The sequence below is a fragment of the Polaromonas sp. YR568 genome, from assembly GCF_943369675.1.
In the GTDB taxonomy this organism is placed as follows: domain Bacteria; phylum Pseudomonadota; class Gammaproteobacteria; order Burkholderiales; family Burkholderiaceae_C; genus Polaromonas.
In genome coordinates this window covers 35,637-50,084 of the sequence record NZ_CALROB020000030.1, presented here as the reverse complement: position 1 = coordinate 50,084, position 14,448 = coordinate 35,637, and the positions used below count along the sequence as shown (strand labels likewise).

Genomic DNA, 14,448 nt, shown 5'->3' with positions numbered 1-14,448 from the left:
CGTAGCCGACAGATTTATTGGTTTGGGAGACGCTTACTTCGCGAACCATGTCCTTTGATCTGGCGGGTACCGGTGACGTGGATGGCAATGATTTCGAACGGTTTAAAGTCAGACGGATAAACCTTCCGTGGGGGGGAATGGTCCACCTGGCGGGTTTCGCTGTATGGCGAACTGGTGGCGACGTTCATGACCAGGAATGGCGGGCGCTCGTTACGCCTGTCAAAGTGACGCGAATGCACCAGCCCGGGCAATCACGCAGTCAGGTCCACCAAGTCCACTTCCTTGTGGCTTAAGCGGTTGTCGAAGAACCCAAAGCCCGCCTGAGCTGCGTCTGGGCGATGGCAAGTCCGGATTCCCGGGCACGGTCGACAACCGGCGCCAGGCGGCGCAATTTTTTCTGGGCATGGTCTTTGGCGATATCGGCCAGGCGGTGCTCAAGAAAAGGGTTCAGCAGCCGGTCCCGCAATTCCTCCAGGTAGATCCGGGCCTCGGGGCCCGTCCCTTCTTTTTCAAATACCGGAAGCACCTCGTCGATCCACACGGCTTCCAGCGGCGCGCGCATCGCCGGGGTGTGCATGGCTTGCACGACCGTCATGTCAGCCGGCCCCTGCCGTGTCTGCCAGAGTTCGGCAAGCACCGTGTGCCCCAGATTCAACAGCCAGAGCTTGCGTTGCTCGAAGCCCGCCAGCGCGTCGGTGACCACCATGGCGGGATGGGTGCAGGGCAGGACCATGCGGGGCGTGCGTTCGATGGCCCAAAGCGCATAGGGTTCCGCCACCGCGCCGGCGGGCTCAAGCGGAGAAGACACAATGCGGTCGACGAGCGAGTTGACCCACACGCAGTGCTCCTGGACATAGCGCAGAAAGGCAGGCGTAGCGCCCCATTCCCGGGCCAGTTCTGTGACCAGCGTGCGCAGGGTGTCGCCGTTGCGGCTCACCAGCTCGCACGGGTAGAGTGTGAGCGGCGCCTCGGGCTGCGCCTGCCAGCGGCGATACAAGAGCGCCACCAGCTTGGCCGGGTAACTGCGGGGTGTGCTGCCGGTTGTACGCAGCCAGTGCGCCGAATCGCTGTCATCCCGCGCATAGCCCGCGTCTGCGGTGTTGGAGACGATGACCTGCACCGGGCCGGCCATGGCTTCGCGCATCAGCGCCCAGTCGCGGTCGGCATGCCAGACGGTGCGCACGGCGTTCGCCTGTACCGTTTCTTCGACGGGCTGTCCGCGCTGCATGCCGCGCAGCTCCACGCGGTAGCCCTGGGCAAGTGCCGCAGCGCGCGCGCTGCTTTGCGCACTGTTTGTGCTTTGCACCACCGTGATGGCGCCCAGCGCCCGGCCCTGGGCCAGCGCCTGGGACACAAAGAGGTCCACATGCGCCTGCAAAAAACGCCCGGTGCCAAACTGCAGAATCGGGGTGCTCACATGTGCCTCGCGCTCAGCATTCGATCAGCGCCTTGACAACGCCCTGTGTCGGGTCGAGCAGCCTGGCAAAGCTTGTGGGCACCTCGGCCAGCGGCATGCGGTGGGTGTTGAGTGCGGCGGTCGGAACCTTGCCGGCGCGCATCGCGCCGAGAACGGTTTCAAAGTCCTCCATGGTTGCATTCCGGCTGCCCAGCAAGGTGGCCTCGCGTTTGTGAAACTCGGGGTCGGAGAACGTGATGCTGTCACGTACCACCGACACCATCACATACTTGCCGCCGTGCGCGATGAACTGGAAGCCGCGCTCCATGGCCCGCGCATTGCCGGTGGCATCAAAAACTACATCATAAAAGTCGCCGTTCGTCAGTGCGCCCAGTTCTGCCTGGTCGTTCGGCCCGATCAGCACGCCGGCGTGCGCCCCCAGGTGTTCCAGGCAAAACGCGACGCGCTCGGGCCGTGTGTCCAGCGCCGTCACCTGGCCGCCGCGAAGGCCGGCAAACAGCAGCGCTGCCATGCCGATGGGGCCGGTGCCCACCACCAGCACACGCTGGCCGGGCTGCACATCTGCGCGGCGCACCGCGTGGGCGCCGATCGCCAGAAACTCCACCATGGCGGCCTGGTCCAGCGTCACGCCTTCTGCCTTGCGCACAAACTGGGCCGGGACGGCCAGGTATTCGGTGAAGGCGCCGTCACGGTGAACACCCAGCACCTGGATGTTCACGCAGCAGTTGGTTTTACCCTGGCGGCAAGCCACGCACCGGCCGCACGACAGGTAGGGCATGACAAACACGTTGTCCCCGGGCTGCAGCGTGCTGTCGGGTGGGGCCGCTTCCACCGTGCCGGAAATCTCGTGGCCCATCACGCGCGGGTAGTCCAGGTAGGGCTGGTTGCCGGTGAAGATGTGCAGGTCAGTGCCGCAAACGCCCACACGCCGTATGCGCAGCAGCACCTCGTTGTCGGCGCGGGCGGGTCTGTCCCCTTCGATGGCGCGCAGCACGCCTGGGGTTTCGCAAATAACAGTCAGCATAAAAATCCTTCGGTGAGGCAGGGTTGGTCGAGGTTCACGTCAGTCAAGCTGGTACAGGCGGCGGGCATTGCCGCCGAAGATCGCGGCCATGCCCTCGGCGTCCATGCCCGCGTGGGCTTCGCACATTGCGTTGGCCATGGTCCACCAGTCGGCGTAGCCTGCGGCGAGCTCCAGCACCGGCCAATCGCTGCCCCATATCAGGCGCTGTGGGCCAAAGCTGTCGAGCAGGTGCTCGACATACGGGCCAAGTGCGTGGGCAGTGGGCTGGGTGCCAGCCTCCGTCAGCAGCCCTGAGAGCTTGCAGTGGACCTGGGGCAGGGCGGCAAGCGAACTCATTTCGGTGCGCCAGGGTTCCAGCCGGCCACGCGCAATTTCGGGCTTGGCCGCGTGGTCAATCACGATGGGCAAGGCCGGGTGGCGCCGGGCCAGCGCCAGCAGCGCGTCCAGATGCCGGGGCAGCACCAGCGCGTCAAACACCAGGGCGTGGTCTTGCATGGCGCGCAAGGCCGGGTCCAGCGCCGGGTTGGTGATCCATTCGGTGTCGGGCAGGTCCTGCAGCATGGGACGCAGGCCCTTGAGCTTGCGGTGACGTGCGAGTTCTGCAATTTGTGCCGGGGCGTCATCGGCCAGCAGGTCCGCCCAGCCCACCACGCCCAGCACAAAGTCCGTGCGCCCGGCAATATCGAGCAGGTCATGCGTGTCTGCTACGGTGGGCAGCGATTGCACCAGCACGGTGCCGGTGATCCGGGCCGCGGCCAGCGCCGCCTGCAAATCGGCAGGGCCAAAGTCGCGGTGGATGGCGGCCAGCGTGGCCGGTGGCCAGTGCCCGACGCGGTCGGCCAGCTTCCAGAAATGCTGATGGGCATCGATACGCATGGTGGTCTCAGGCGGGCACCGGTGCGGCCGGGTTCAGCAAGCCACGCTCGCGCAGGGCCTGCCACAGGGCGGGAGGAATGTCCTGCGCCAGCCAGGCCACGTTCTGCTGCAGCTGCGCGGCGGTTTCGGTGCCGGTCACGCAGCACACCACGGCAGGGTGCGCCAGCGGAAACTGCAGCGCGGCCGCCTGCAGCGGCACGTTGAATTCCTGGCAGGTTTGCGCCAGAGCCTTCACGCGCGCCACCACCGCGGGCGGGGCTTCGGCGTAGTTGAATTTTGTGTTGCCGGCCAGGATGCCGGAATTGAATGGCCCGGCCACCACGATGGCGTTGCCGCGGCGCTGGCAGTCTTCTAAAAGAGGCGTCAGGCAGTCCTGCTCAAGCAGGGTGTACCGCCCGGCCAGCATGGTGCAGTCCAGATCGAATTCCTGCATGCCGTCCATCACCACCCGCCATTCGTTCACACCCAGGCCTACCGCCCTGGTGGCGCCGCTGCCGCGCAATTCGTCCAGCGCCCGAAAGCCGCCGCCGGTTGTCAGTTGCTGCCAATGGTGCGCATGCTGGTCGCCATGGGTGTCGCGCCCGATGTCGTGCACATACAGGATGTCGATGTGGGCCAGGCCCAGACGCTGCAGGCTGTCTTCGAAGGAGCGCATCACGCCGCTGTAGCTGTAGTCGTAAACGGGCCGGAAGGGGTAGGGGTTGGCCCAGCCGCCGTCACCCGGCGCCACGCCGGCATCGGGGCGCAGCAGGCGCCCGACCTTGGTGCTGACCACGTACTCGTGGCGCGGCCGCTCTGCCAGCTGGGCACCCAGCCGGTGTTCCGAGCGTGTGTAGCCGTAGTAGGGCGCGGTGTCAAAGTAGCGAACCCCCGCTGCCCAGGCACTGCCAAAGACGTCCTCCACCTCGCGTGCACTGGTGGCGCGGTACAAGCCGCCCATTTGCGCGCAGCCCAGGCCCAGGGCGGTCAGCCGCAGGTTCACGCGGGGAAGGGTTTTCGGGTCTGAGGTGTGCATATGCCCGGCCTCCGGCAGCCGGTGCCGGGGGTGTGCTTGGGTTGGAGTGGTTTAGTAGAGAACGTTCTTGGCGGCGGGGCTGTCGATGTTCTTTTTGGTGACCATCAAAACGCCGGTGTCGCGGAAGGCCGGCACCTTCTTGCCGGAGATGATTTCCGCCACGGTCTTCACACCCAGGCTGCCCATCTCGAAGGCGCTTTGCACGGCGATCGCCTCGATGGTGCCGTCTTTCACAAAGCCTTGCAGGTCGGCGTTGCCGTCAAAACCAATGGCCACGACCTTGCCGGCCTTGCCGGCTTGTGCCAGCGCGCGGCCCATGCCAATCGCGGTGGGTTCGTTGGCGCCAAAGATGCCCTTCAGGTCAGGGTTGGCCGCCAGCACGTCCGTGGTCTGGTTCAGCGCGGTACCCATTTGTGAGTTGGAATAGAAAGGCCCCACGATCTGCAGCCTGGAGTGCTTCTTGATGTAGTCGGTGAAGCCACCCACGCGGGCGATTTCGGAGCCCGAACCGGCGGTGTAAGACATGATGGCGATCTTGCCGGTGGTGCCCACCTTGTCGATCAGTGTCTTGGCCGACATCTCGCCGGCGGTCTTGTTGTCAGTCGCCAGGAAGGACTGGTAATAGGGCTTGCCGGCGTCGGAGGCGGCGGAGTCAATCAGCACGACGGGGATTTTGGCTTCCCACGCTTTTTTGAGCGCGGGGATCAGGGCGTTCGGGTCCGAGGGGGCGAGCACAATGCCGGCGACTTTGCGGTTGATGGCGTTTTCGACCAGCGCGACCTGGCCCGCAAGGTCGGTGTCGGATGCGCCACCCTGGAAAGTGGCGGTGTAGCCTTTGAGGCCCCCGACGGCGCTTTCGGAGCCCTTCCTGACGTTTTGCCAGAAGTCGGAATTGGCGGTCTTGACGATCACGGCAATTTCCTTGTCGGCGGCGGCGGCCATCGACGATGCGACCAGCAGGGTGGAGGCAAGCAGGGTGGTGAAGAGTTTTTTCATTTCATTCCTCATGAGTGAGTCGTTATGGAGGTTGTCTCTTGAAGTCCCGGTAAGCCCTGCCGGTAGGGATCACTTGCGATGGCGCATCTGGTCAATCCATACGGCAAGCAGGATGACGACGCCGATCAGAATTTGCTGGGTGAAAGCCGACACCCCGGCCATGTTCAGGCCGTTGCGCAGGATGCCGATCACAAAGGCACCGATCACGGTGCCCGAAACGGTGCCCACACCGCCGGTGAGCGACGTGCCGCCAATCACCGCGGCGGCAATCGCGTCCAGCTCGTACATCAGGCCCTCGCTGGGCTGCGCCGTCACGAGGCGGGACATCAGGACACAGCCGGTCAGCCCGGCCAGCAGGCCCGAGAGCACATAGGCAAACAGGGTCACACCCCTGACGTTCACGCCCGAAAGCCGGGCGGCCTCCATGTTCGAGCCAATGGCATAGAGGTGTCGCCCCAGCGTCGCGCGGTTCAGCAAAATGGACACCGCGACGGCCAGCACGACCATCAGCACCACGGGATAAGGGATACCGACAAAGGTGACATCGGGAAAGCCGTCAGCCCCCACCCTGGCAATCCGGAACAGGGTGCCGTTGCCCAGCTCGCCAAAGCTGTCGCCCAGCCCGCCAATGGCGCGCGCATCGGTGATCTGCAGCGCCACGCCGCGTGCCACCAGCATCATGCCCAGCGTGGCAATGAAGGGCGGCAGCTTGAGCACCGTGACGCAAAGGCCGTTGATGAGGCCGCACAGGCCGCCGACCAGAATGCCGGCGAACATGCCCAGGGGAACCGGCACGCCGGCCTTCACCAGCATCGCGGCCACCACACCGGCCAGCGCCAGAATGGCGCCCACCGACAGGTCAATACCCCCGGTGATGATCACGCAGGTGGCGGCAATGCCCAGGTAGGCAATCGAGGTCACCTGCAGGGCCACGGTCATGCCATTGCCCACACTGAAAAACGCATTGCTGGTGAAGGAGAAAATCACAATCAGGCCGAGCAAACTTGCCAGCGCTGCAAATTTCTGGAACAGGTCTTTTTGTTGTTCAGTCATAGGTCTATTCGGGGAAATTCAAAAGGAATGTCAGGAAGAAGGCGGCACGCTGCGGCCCGAGGCGTAGTGCATGACGTCCTCCTGGCTGGTCTCGCGGGTGTTGCGCACGGTTACCAGCCGGCCTTCATGAAAGACCGCGACGCGGTCGGTCATGCCCATGATTTCGGGGAGTTCCGAGCTGATCATCACCACGCCTATGCCCTGGCTCGCCAGGCGGTCCAGCAACTGGTAAATCGCGTACTTGGCGCCCACATCGATGCCGCGTGTGGGTTCGTCAAAAAAGAGCACGCGCGATTCGCGGAACAGCCATTTGCTGATCACCAGCTTTTGCTGGTTGCCGCCCGACAGCAGGCGCACGACCTGGTCACTGCCGGGCGTGCGGATGTCCAGCGCGTCGATGTAGTGGCGCGCAGCCTCCTGCTCTTTCGCAAACCGGATCATCCCTGCCATGTTCGACACCGCGTCCATGTGGGCCAGCGTGACGTTCTGCGCCACCGTCATCTTCAGTGCCAGGCCGTCGTGCTTGCGGTCTTCCGACAGGTAGGCCAGACCGTGCCGCACGGCGTCGCGCGGCGATTTGATCGCCAGCAGCTGGTCACCGAGGAACACCTGGCCCGCGTCGATGGCATCGGCGCCGAAGATGGCACGCGCCACTTCAGTTCGGCCTGCGCCCATGAGCCCTGCGAAACCCAGAATCTCGCCACGGCGCAGTTCGAAGTTCACGTCGTGAAACACCCCCTGGCGCGTCAGGCCCTGCACGCGCAGCAGCACCTCGGTGGTGGGCACGGACTGGCGCGCGGGAAACACATCGTCCAGCGAGCGCCCCACCATCTTCGCCACGATCTGCTCCACGCTGGTGTCGGAAAAACAGTCGGTGCTGACATAGCGGCCATCGCGCAGCACCGTCACCCGATCCACGATTTGTGCCAGTTCGTCGAGCCGGTGCGAGATGTAGACGATGCCCACGCCTGCACGTTTGAGCTCGTGGATGATGGCAAACAGTTTTTCGGTTTCCGACTCGGTCAGCGACGAAGTCGGCTCGTCCATGATCAGCACCCGCGCGTTGAGCGAGAGTGCCTTGGCAATCTCCACCATTTGCCGCTGCGCCACCGACAGGGTCTTGACCAATGCGTCAGGCGAAATATTCACGCCCAGCCGTGTCAGGCATTGCTGGGCGTTGCGGCGCAGCGCAGCGCGGTCGATCAGCCAGCCCTTTCGCGGCTCGCGCGCCAGAAAGATGTTTTCAGCCACCGAGAGGTGGGGCACCAGGTTCAGTTCCTGGTGGATGATGGCAATGCCCGCGGCCTCGGACTCGGCGGTGGACTGGAACCGGCAAGCCTCGCCGCGGTAGTGCAAGGCGCCGGCGTCGGGCTGGTACTGGCCGCTGATCACCTTCATCAGGGTGGATTTGCCCGCGCCGTTCTCGCCGCACACCGCGTGCACTTCGCCGCGCCGGATATCCAGGCTCACATCGTCCAGCGCAAGCACGCCGGGAAAGCGTTTGGTAATGCCCTCCAGACGCAACAGCACGTCAGCGGCCGCCTCGGGGCGGGGGGCTTGGGGACGGACCGGATCGGACACGGAAGGCAGCAATGCAAACTCCTGTGGGACGTTCAGGGGCAGGGCAGGAGGATGATTTGTAGCCTGCAGATTGGTAAGGCCACCTGACCCGAAAGCGGTATTTGGCCTTACCAAGACGGGCGGGCGTATTGGTAATTACCCCCGATTCCCGATGTAAAGCCGGGCACCAACCGCCATGAAGCCCGGTGCAGGCGTACGCCCAGTGCCGCCGTGGCGGCGTGCCTGGGCGTCTGGTTCAGCTCATGACCATTCGCCGCGGTTGTTTTCCACCCAGCGCTGTTCCGAGGCCTGCAGGTGCATGCGCACGGCGGTTTGCGCCGCCAGCACATCGCGGTTTTCCAGTGCGCGCAGGATGACCTCGTGCTCTTGCAGCGCGGCGGCCCACGTCTGGCCCGATTCGGAATGCGCACGCAGCCGCGCTGAAATGGGGCTGTGCCGCCCGTCAAACAGCTCCCCGATCAGGCGCTCCAGCACGGCGTTGCCGGTCATGGCCGCAATGGTTTGGTGAAATTGCCGGTCAAATGCCAGTGGTGAGCGGTTCTGTCCCATGGCCGCCAGCATGCTGTCCAGGATCTGGCGCAGCGCCAGCAGTGCGGCGGGCGTGACTTTGGCGCATGCCAGCAGCACCACGGTGCCTTCGATGGCGGCACGGGCCTGCATCAGCTCGATAGGGCTTTCACCCAGGGCGGCCAGCGCCTGCGGCTTGCGCTGCGTCACACTGCACACATACACGCCGGCGCCCATGCGCACTTCAACGCTGCCCTCGATCTCCAGCGCGATCAGCGCCTCGCGGACTGAGGGGCGCGAAACGCCCAGCTGCTGGGCGAGATCCCGTTCGGGGGGCAGGCGCGCACCGGGTGCGTAGTTGCCCTTGTCGATGAAGGTGCGTATCTGGTCGGCGATTTGTTGGTACAACCGGCGGTTGTCGAGCTGTTTGAGTTGCTCCAGCATGGGATCCTCCGCTTGGGCTGCGGTTAGTGAGGCCGGCGGGGCGCCGGGTTGAAAGCCCTCGTGTCAGGCCAATTTTGCATGGTTTCCACATTGGCCTTGCCAATTTGGCCCAATTCGCGCTACTGGTTGACCGGTATCGCTAGCGCACCAGCTACCTGAAAGGCCTTGGCCAATTCAGTGGGCCGCTGCCAAAACCTGCCCGTTGCCGGCGGGCGGCAGTTCGCTTTCATGCCGTGGTACAGCGCCTGGGCGATGCCCTCGGCTTCGGTGTTGCGGTTGCCGAGGTCCAGGCGGGCCCACATCTGCTGGAGATGCTGGCCCATCAATGCGACCGCACCGTCGCCGAAATCTGATCCACTTATGACTCGCTTTCCGTCTCCACTCTCGCGGAATGCAAAAGAATCGTTGCCGCCGGGCCTTGGTCCGGCAAACTAACCTAAAAAGCGACCCGCAAGCCGAGGTTGGCGCCCCAGGCGTCCGCGGCTCCCTTGCTCAAGCCCTTGCTGACGCTCAGGCCCGCAAACAGGGTGGTGTTTACGCCAACCTGGGCGTTGATGCCGCCCCCCAGCTGCGCGCTGGTGCCGAGGGAATCCGACGCGAATGAGACGCCACCGGCCGTGATGTTGCGGTCTTTCAAAAACTCGTGAAGCAGGTTGCCTTCGGCGTACAGCGTCCACTGGCGGGGCGTGCTGGCGTTGAAGGTTTTCTTGAGGCGGGCACCCACGCGCCCGCGCAGGCTTTCTCCGTCCTGCAGGTCGACCGTGACGCTGTCCACGTCGACGAATGTGTCGAATTTGATTTTCTGATAGGACAGCTGCGCCTGAGGCTCGATGACCATGCCTCCACCGAGGTCCATTGGGTAGCCGCCTTCAACCGACAGGCCCAGGCCCAATCCATCGGGCGACCCCACCCGGCCGCGCTCGCGGGTCTGGATCCTGGAGGTGTAGTCCGTGAGTTGCGCGACGCCATCGAGATACCAGCCCGCCGCCGACCGGTAGGTCGAGGTCAGGGCAAACGTCGTGCCCTTCAAGTCCACCTGGGCGCTGGATGCGGAAGCCCGCAATTTGGACTGGCCGCGGCTGAGCGCACCACCGATGCGCAAAGTGGCGCCGCCCTCCATGTCACGCCCGAACACATAGCCTCCGGCCTGGAGGTAGTCGATATCCTGCTCATAGCCCGACGCGCGGTTACCGTCAACATCGCTGCGGGAGCCGTTCACACGCACAAAGAAAGCACGCTCGCGCTCCTCGCTGTTGCTGCCGCGGGTCGTAGCCAGGTCGCGCAACTCGCCTTGCCGCGTGTGCACGGAGTCCATCAGTGAGGCCCCATAGCGCACGGCGCCGGTGGGCATGGCCTGGTAGCCGGCAATCTGCGGCACGGCAACGGGCCTGCCGCTGGCGTCCACCATGGATTGCAAACGGTAGTCATAAAACGGCACGGCTCCCAGCAAGGGGTCTGCCTGGCCGGCGGCCGAATTCGCGGGGTTGAACATCCGCAGCTGGTACTGGTACGGCCCGGCGGCGGCATACCCACCGGCCAGCTGGAACGTAGTGGCCGTGCTGGCGCCGCCCACCTGGACGATGGAGATGCCGTCGGTGTTGCCCGAGCCCGTCAGGGCACCCATGCCGCCTGCATTGATGAGCTGTATGTTGGTCGTGCCACTCGCGTTTCCCGTGATCACGAGCCTGTCCGCAGGGGAGCCCGTGCCCGCGAGCACGCCTTCGATTTCAAGCGTTCCGCCGCTTCCCACGTAGTTGCCTGCGATCAACAGGGTGCCGATGGAGTTGCCCGGTGCGATGATGCCGCCGGTGAAGTTCGTCGTGTTGCCGACCCTGCCCGTGCCCTGCAGGCGCCCGCCCAGCACGTTCACGGCGCCGGTGAGCGTGCCATTGACGGAGAGGGTTCCGCCTTCAACCGCAGTTGTGGTGATCGTGGAGGTATTGCCAAGCACCAGCGTGCCGCCCTTCACGTTCAGGGTGTTGGCTGCCACGGTGCCGTCGAGCCGCACGGCACCCGAATTCATGACGATGCCGTTCATGCCGCTGATGGCATAGGCCGCACCGTGGGTGAAACTGTTCGTACCGAGGTTCAGATTCAGGGCATCGGCGCCGTCGCCGGTGATGTTGCCGTTGATCGCCCCGCCGGTCACGGTGAGGGAGTCGGTGCCGCCGCCGAGCACGATGGCGCCATTGAGCGTGCCTGCAGTCGTGATGACCGAGTTTCCGCCAATTTCATCGACGCCGTCGCGGTTCAAGTCGCCGTCCCGCAGTGCCACGCCGGAGGCGCCTCCATTGAGCACCACACCCGCGCCGATGTTGACCGTACCGCCTCCGGCACCCGAGGTATGGACAGCGGCGCCAAAGCCGCTGCCGCCGGTGACAGTGCCGCCTGAAATACCCACTGTGTACGTGCCAGTACCGATCGAGGCGAGGATGCCGTCGCCGTTGTTCCCGGTGGAGGCGACCGTGCCGCCGCTCATCTGGAGCAGGGTTGATCCTGTGCCGCCGTGTCGCGCCCATAAACCGTTGCTGTTGGCCCCTGAGGACACAACAGAACCACCACTCATGGTGAGGCTCGACGTACCGATACGTGTGGCGCTCGCGATCGACGATTGGGCGCCTGTGCCGACTGACTGGATAGTGCCGCCGGTGATCACGACGGTGGCGTTGCCAGTCCCGACCGGGGATGTTAGCGTCGCAATGATCCCGCCACCCGTTCCGGTATTCAGGATCTGTCCGCCGGTCAACGTCACCTGCGCACTCCCTGTCGTTTGGGCGAGGCCTGCCGACACGGTGTTGGCCGCCCCGGTTGTGGTGAGCGTTCCGCTTTGGACGTTGATAGAGGAAATCCCCCCCACGCCTTGGTTGGTGATCGCCACGGCCGAGCCCGTGGTAGTGATTGTGTTGACGTTGGTCACATTGACGGTCAGTTGGGGGTTGACTGGGCCGATCGTAGCTTGAAGTGATACCCCTTGAGCGCCCGTCACCACCATGGCCGGGTTGTCCAGGTTGAGCGTCAGCCCGTTGGAACCCGTATAGCTTATGCCGGTCGCATAGTTTGCGGCGGAGCAGGTCAGCGTGTCCTGGCCCGATACCTCTACACCGCACTCATTGGCGGCACGTGCGACCTGGGGAGAGGCGGCGAGCAGTGCGACTGCGAATGCTGTGGCTGAAATCGCAAACCCGGAGGCCTTGTTTGTAGCGGGGCCGCCTGGCGCGGCCGCTGGGCATTTCTTCTGGCTGGACATGAGACGTTTGACCCCTGGGTTGCCTTCGCGCAATTGCATCTGAAATCCCTCCAATAATGTCCGCGAATTATCAGAGTACATATCAGTTACAACAACTCGTCACATGTGCATAAAGTCCGGTCGCGGATATTTTTTCGACGGGTGTGGGTTGATGGAGACAGGAAACACGGGCCGTGAATGGTCAACGTGAGATGACTCGACAGCAAGTCATCACAGCACGCCAGGCATTTTTCGTCTTGCTATCGGTCGGATGCACTTTGCCAGTGCGCGCGAGGAAATGCTGCAGTTTGCGCCGGGCACACGCTACTGTTACAGCAACTTCGGCTACAACATCCTGGGCCGCATCATCGAGCGCCTGACGGGCATGGACTACGAGGCAGCGGCGCGCAAGCTCAGAGCGTGACCCTCTTTCGAGGTGCATGTCAGATGGTTGAGAGCCGCACGGGAAGGCGTTCCAGGAGCGCTGGATGCGGCTCGTGGCCTACACCGTGCGCCAGATCCAGTGTGGTATGGGTGCCGGGCTGCAGCAGCCGCTGCTTCCCGGCCTACCTGCCCGTCGCCGGCGGGCAGCAGTTGGCCTTCATGCCGTGGTACAGCGCCTGGGCGATGCCGTCGGCTTCGGTGTTGCGGTTGCCGAGGTCCAGGCGGGCCCACATCTGCTGAAGATGCTGGTCCATCAAGGCGACCGCGCCTTCGCGGTCGCGCGCGGCGATCAGCTCGACCAGTTGCGGATGGCAATCGGGCGAGCAGTCGAGTGAGCCGGGGTGCTCGTACTCGGCAATGATCAGCGCGGTGTGCGCGGTGAGTTCTTCCATGAACTTGTGCAGGATGCGGCTCTCGCCAAGGCGTGCGATCAGCATGTGGAATTCGCCGGACATGGCGATGAAGGCCAGGCGGTCGGCGCGGTCGGCCTGCTGCTCCATCTGGTTGTGCGCGCGCAGTTGCGCCAGCGCGTCCGGCGTGAGCACCTCGATCAGGCGTTCGACGCAGGCCCGCTCTATCGCGCGGCGCGACTCAAAGACTTCATGCGCGTCGCGTATCGACGGCCGTGAGACGAAGGCGCCGCGGTTGGGCTGCAGCTTGACGATACCGCGGTAAGCCAGGTGCGCGAAGACCTTGCGCACATGCATGCGGTTGGTGCCGAACATCTGCGCAATGATGTCTTCGCCGAGCTTGGTGCCCGGACGCAGCCGCCGCAACAGGATCGCCCGCATGATGGCTTCGAAAACCGGGTCGGCCTGGATACCGTTGTCGCCGGGCGAGTCGCCGAGGTCGGCCGCGCCTGCCCTGGCGGCGGGTTTCTGCGTGGCTCCGGGCAAGGCGCCGGCATCAAGAAGGTCTGGTTCAAACATGGATGGGGGCGCTCCGGGGATGGGGTATTTTTGCATGGCCGGCCTGTTTTTTGAACCGCATCATGGGCACCGCGCGGGTGCATCGCGCACCACTTCAGGCAGGCCGCCCTGATCGTGAGCAGGGCCGGATTCCTGCGCCGGCATGGGCGGGATTTTTTTTGCCACCTTCAACAAAGCCTCGATGGCAGCGACACAGACCTCTCCGCAGTCGAGCAGCTGACAGGGCAGGCCTGCTGAAAATGCGGCCGTCTGCCCGACGAACCCGGCGCCGCCGAGCAGGATGGTCTCGACGCCGTCCTCACGTGCGGTGGCCTGCAGCAACGCGCGAAAAGCCTGCATGCCGGCATCGCCGCCCGCGAGTACTTCCTGCGCATTGAGCTCGCTCACCCGCACGCTGCGTACCAGGTGCGCGAAGCCCATCGCCTGCACCAACTCGACGATCGGCTCGCGCCAACAGCTTCCGCCGGTCACGATGGAAAACGGCCGGCCGCGCAGCCCCAGCATGGCCAGGCAGGTGTCCGCCAGGGTACACGCCGGCGGCAGATCCGCGCCCGCACCGGCCCGGTCCCAGCCGCTGAAACAGCCGACCAGGGTGAGGTCGAAATCACCGCGCCGCAGCGCGATGGCGCGGCATATCCGCTCCAGCTGCCGCGCGAGTTGCGCGGGGCTTTCTATATAGGAGGGCGCGTCGTCGAGCGTCAGTTTTTCAATCTGGAGGCCCGGCATTCGCCGCGCCGCCATTGCGGCGAGGGCGTCGGTGATGCCGCTTGAAGCATTCGGGTTGACGATCAAAAGGCGGGAATTTTCTGGCATGGATACTGCTTTCACATCGATAACAGTTTGGTAAATATTATTGTTAACAATCCTGCCAGTCAATGCAATTTCGATGCCAGCGATCTCTCCGGACCCCGTTCAGCCACCCGTTCAAGCCTGCGC

13 protein-coding genes are annotated in these 14,448 nt (G+C 64.4%); 1 reads left to right on the top strand and 12 read right to left on the bottom strand.

The window, feature by feature from the left end:
- Positions 1–289: 289 nt before the first annotated feature.
- From ACLV8F_RS16740 to ACLV8F_RS16695, 10 genes are all read right to left on the bottom strand, one after another.
- Positions 290–1,417, bottom strand: coding sequence for a mannitol dehydrogenase family protein (locus ACLV8F_RS16740; RefSeq protein WP_411885335.1), 1,128 nt, complete (start codon positions 1,415–1,417; stop codon positions 290–292).
- A gap of 13 nt (positions 1,418–1,430) precedes the next feature.
- Complete coding sequence (locus ACLV8F_RS16735; RefSeq protein ID WP_411885334.1) at positions 1,431–2,441, bottom strand: zinc-binding alcohol dehydrogenase family protein; 1,011 nt, start codon at positions 2,439–2,441, stop codon at positions 1,431–1,433.
- A 39-nt stretch (positions 2,442–2,480) separates the two neighbouring features.
- A complete protein-coding gene (locus ACLV8F_RS16730) occupies positions 2,481–3,317 on the bottom strand; it encodes an amidohydrolase family protein (protein WP_411885333.1) in 837 nt (278 codons plus the stop codon).
- Positions 3,318–3,324: 7 nt separating this feature from the next.
- Entirely contained in the window at positions 3,325–4,332 is a 1,008-nt protein-coding gene (locus ACLV8F_RS16725) for an aldo/keto reductase (RefSeq protein WP_411885332.1), read from the bottom strand.
- A 51-nt stretch (positions 4,333–4,383) separates the two neighbouring features.
- Positions 4,384–5,328 carry an ABC transporter substrate-binding protein gene (locus tag ACLV8F_RS16720; RefSeq protein WP_411885331.1) on the bottom strand — a complete coding sequence of 315 codons (945 nt, stop codon included), beginning with the start codon at positions 5,326–5,328 and terminating at the stop codon, positions 4,384–4,386.
- 69 nt (positions 5,329–5,397) lie between these two features.
- Entirely contained in the window at positions 5,398–6,381 is a 984-nt protein-coding gene (locus tag ACLV8F_RS16715) for an ABC transporter permease (RefSeq protein ID WP_411885330.1), read from the bottom strand.
- 30 nt (positions 6,382–6,411) lie between these two features.
- The gene (locus tag ACLV8F_RS16710; protein WP_411885340.1) at positions 6,412–7,962 is read right to left on the bottom strand and encodes a sugar ABC transporter ATP-binding protein; all 1,551 of its coding nucleotides are present in this window, start codon (positions 7,960–7,962) and stop codon (positions 6,412–6,414) included.
- A 240-nt stretch (positions 7,963–8,202) separates the two neighbouring features.
- Positions 8,203–8,913, bottom strand: coding sequence for a FadR/GntR family transcriptional regulator (locus ACLV8F_RS16705; protein WP_411885329.1), 711 nt, complete (start codon positions 8,911–8,913; stop codon positions 8,203–8,205).
- A gap of 119 nt (positions 8,914–9,032) precedes the next feature.
- A complete protein-coding gene (locus ACLV8F_RS16700; protein ID WP_411885328.1) occupies positions 9,033–9,236 on the bottom strand; it encodes a hypothetical protein in 204 nt (67 codons plus the stop codon).
- 113 nt (positions 9,237–9,349) lie between these two features.
- Positions 9,350–11,665 carry an autotransporter outer membrane beta-barrel domain-containing protein gene (locus tag ACLV8F_RS16695; protein WP_411885327.1) on the bottom strand — a complete coding sequence of 772 codons (2,316 nt, stop codon included), beginning with the start codon at positions 11,663–11,665 and terminating at the stop codon, positions 9,350–9,352.
- 745 nt (positions 11,666–12,410) lie between these two features.
- On the opposite strand from ACLV8F_RS16695, the gene ACLV8F_RS16690 reads away from it, so the two are divergent.
- Positions 12,411–12,563, top strand: a complete 153-nt coding sequence (locus tag ACLV8F_RS16690; RefSeq protein ID WP_411885326.1) for a serine hydrolase — start codon at positions 12,411–12,413, stop codon at positions 12,561–12,563.
- Between the two features lie 142 nt (positions 12,564–12,705).
- Here ACLV8F_RS16690 and ACLV8F_RS16685 read toward each other — a convergent pair whose 3' ends face one another.
- Together ACLV8F_RS16685 and ACLV8F_RS16680 are read right to left on the bottom strand one after the other, a co-directional pair.
- The gene (locus ACLV8F_RS16685) at positions 12,706–13,512 is read right to left on the bottom strand and encodes a GntR family transcriptional regulator (protein WP_411885325.1); all 807 of its coding nucleotides are present in this window, start codon (positions 13,510–13,512) and stop codon (positions 12,706–12,708) included.
- A 60-nt stretch (positions 13,513–13,572) separates the two neighbouring features.
- Positions 13,573–14,325, bottom strand: a complete 753-nt coding sequence (locus ACLV8F_RS16680) for an aspartate/glutamate racemase family protein (protein ID WP_411885324.1) — start codon at positions 14,323–14,325, stop codon at positions 13,573–13,575.
- Positions 14,326–14,448 lie beyond the last annotated feature (123 nt).

What these genes read in the sequence shown, in the direction of transcription:
- ACLV8F_RS16720 (WP_411885331.1), bottom strand. Translation starts at nt 5,328, where the DNA reads ATGAAAAAACTCTTCACCACCCTGCTTGCCTCCACCCTGCTGGTCGCA.
- ACLV8F_RS16685 (WP_411885325.1), bottom strand. Translation starts at nt 13,512, where the DNA reads ATGTTTGAACCAGACCTTCTTGATGCCGGCGCCTTGCCCGGAGCCACG.
- ACLV8F_RS16700 (WP_411885328.1), bottom strand. Translation starts at nt 9,236, where the DNA reads ATGGGCCAGCATCTCCAGCAGATGTGGGCCCGCCTGGACCTCGGCAAC.
- ACLV8F_RS16690 (WP_411885326.1), top strand. Translation starts at nt 12,411, where the DNA reads ATGCACTTTGCCAGTGCGCGCGAGGAAATGCTGCAGTTTGCGCCGGGC.
- ACLV8F_RS16715 (WP_411885330.1), bottom strand. Translation starts at nt 6,381, where the DNA reads ATGACTGAACAACAAAAAGACCTGTTCCAGAAATTTGCAGCGCTGGCA.
- ACLV8F_RS16735 (WP_411885334.1), bottom strand. Translation starts at nt 2,441, where the DNA reads ATGCTGACTGTTATTTGCGAAACCCCAGGCGTGCTGCGCGCCATCGAA.
- ACLV8F_RS16725 (WP_411885332.1), bottom strand. Translation starts at nt 4,332, where the DNA reads ATGCACACCTCAGACCCGAAAACCCTTCCCCGCGTGAACCTGCGGCTG.
- ACLV8F_RS16680 (WP_411885324.1), bottom strand. Translation starts at nt 14,325, where the DNA reads ATGCCAGAAAATTCCCGCCTTTTGATCGTCAACCCGAATGCTTCAAGC.
- ACLV8F_RS16730 (WP_411885333.1), bottom strand. Translation starts at nt 3,317, where the DNA reads ATGCGTATCGATGCCCATCAGCATTTCTGGAAGCTGGCCGACCGCGTC.
- ACLV8F_RS16705 (WP_411885329.1), bottom strand. Translation starts at nt 8,913, where the DNA reads ATGCTGGAGCAACTCAAACAGCTCGACAACCGCCGGTTGTACCAACAA.